The organism is Arthrobacter mobilis, assembly GCF_012395835.1.
Taxonomy (GTDB): Bacteria; Actinomycetota; Actinomycetes; order Actinomycetales; family Micrococcaceae; genus Crystallibacter; species Crystallibacter mobilis.
Genome location: NZ_JAAZSQ010000057.1, coordinates 1 through 1,349, shown reverse-complemented (window position 1 = coordinate 1,349; position 1,349 = coordinate 1). Strand labels below are relative to the sequence as shown.

The window sequence follows — 1,349 nt, the reverse complement described above, 5'->3', positions numbered from 1 at the left end:
TTGAGTGTGCGGTAGATCCGTCGGGCGAGGTAGCGCTTCACGCACCGGCGGATTTCTTTCCTGGTTCGCCCTTCTGCTTGCCGTTTGGCTACGTATTCGATGGTCGCCGGATCGAACGCCATCCTGGTTAGAGCAACCATGTGAAGGGCTTTATTCAGGGTCCTGTCGCCGCCGCGGTTGAGCCTGTGACGGACGGTATTTCCAGATGAAGCGGGAATGGGGTTGACCCCGGCCAGGGAGGCGAAGGCGGCCTCGGAACGTACCCGCCCTTGATGAGACCAGGCGGTAAGACAAATAGCTGCCGTGACCGGTCCGAAGCCGGTTTCCTGCAGCAGCGGCGCGGCTTCGCTTACCTCAACCAGTTCGGTGATCCGGGAGCCGTTTGCCTTGATCTCGGCGTCGAGGTCGCCGATGCGCCTGGCCAGTCTGACTGCTTCAGAGCGGGCCACGGACACGGCAAGAGGTTCTTCACGGGCCCGCCACCGGGACACCTCCAGGATCTGGCTTCCGGTCAACGACGTGCGCGCATCCAAACCCAAATCATTGATCCGGAGCAGCGCGGTCAACGCGTTCACGGTCCTGGTCCGGTCGGTGGTCATTGAATGGCGCGCACTGACCAGGACCCGCAACGCTGCGCGGACGCCTTCGTTCAGCCGTGGCCGGCGCAGCTTATCCTCTTCCAGGGAAAGGACGGCTGAAGCGATCCGGTGCGCGTCCAGCGGATCCGACTTGCCAATCCCACGACGCGGCAGGGCGTCCATGCGCGTGGCTTCGGCGACCTGGTAGCCGGCAGCTGCGACAGCACCGGCCAACACGGCACCATAAGAAGCCGCGCCCTCAATCACCCACAGAGTGGCCGGATCGGCCTCGGTGCGACGCGCAACCCAGGCAATGGCGCGGTTGATGCCGGCGCCCGTCGCCGGGAAATCCCGGTTTTCGATCCGTTCGCCGCTTGCCGCGGCAATGATGGCGAAAACGTGCTTGCGGGCGTGGGTGTCGACACCCACGACAAACGGGTGGGAATGCGCAACGATAGCCATAGCGGTTCTGGCACCTTCCTCATTTCGCGGACATGGTCAGGCCGTTACGGGCCGGTACCAGTCCGGGTAGAGGTCACTTCGGAACAGCACTGTGACGAGCCACGCCCCACGCGGGAGCGGACAATCTTCTGATCAAGTCACCGAGGTGGGCCGGGCAGGTGCCGGCCGCCCACCCAACGGACGGACAAGTCGATAACCGGACACCCGGGCACGGGGCCAAGCGTTTAATGAGTCACGACCGCGGGGCGGAACCGCCTGCACCTACTCTGCCAGCCAATCCCAGACCAGCCACCCCAATCCTCACAGGCG

The 1,349-nt window shown here is 64.3% G+C and carries 1 protein-coding gene; it reads right to left on the bottom strand.

Annotated features, from left to right (window positions below):
* Positions 1-1,040 (bottom strand): IS110 family RNA-guided transposase (locus HGG74_RS20790; protein ID WP_168489442.1); only part of this gene is annotated, 1,040 nt, incomplete at its 3' end.
* Positions 1,041-1,349 lie beyond the last annotated feature (309 nt).